Source organism: Treponema sp. R80B11-R83G3 (genome assembly GCF_054786115.1).
The window spans coordinates 1-449 of record NZ_BDHF01000499.1 but is presented as its reverse complement, the minus strand read 5'-3'; the positions used below and the strand labels follow the sequence as shown (position 1 = coordinate 449).

At 44.1% G+C, this 449-nt stretch carries 1 protein-coding gene; it reads right to left on the bottom strand.

Annotation, left to right across the window (positions count from 1 at the left end):
* A partial coding sequence (locus tag ACYVRH_RS14660) for a response regulator (protein WP_461257598.1) occupies positions 1–297 on the bottom strand: 297 nt, incomplete at its 3' end.
* Positions 298–449 lie beyond the last annotated feature (152 nt).

Here is a 449-nt window from a genome sequence, read left to right as displayed (position 1 = left end):
ATATTCGTCAGCCCCTATCCCCAGTCCCGTTATCTGATCTTCCTCCGAAGTCCGCGCCGACATAATAAGCACCGGAGTTTCGCTTGTTTTCTTGAACCTCGTCAAAAATTCAAACCCGTCCATGCCGGGAAGGTTTATGTCAAGGATGATAAGGTTGCATTTCCATGCATTAAGCAGAGAGAAAGCGTCTTCCGCGCTGGGAACGGCTTTTACCTCGAAGCCTTCCTTGACAAGGTAGCGTGTTACCACATCGGCAAGATCAAGGACATCTTCAACAATCAGGATATTCCCTTTCATAGGGTGATTATAGCCGTTGTAATTTTTGACGGCAATATAAGACGCCCTTACTTAAACAAAAGTTTAACTTGATTTTATGGAGCGTTTATGGTCTTTGCTGGCGTGTTAAAGTAACTTATTAAAAATGACGCTTTTGCGGCAAGCTTAAGGAG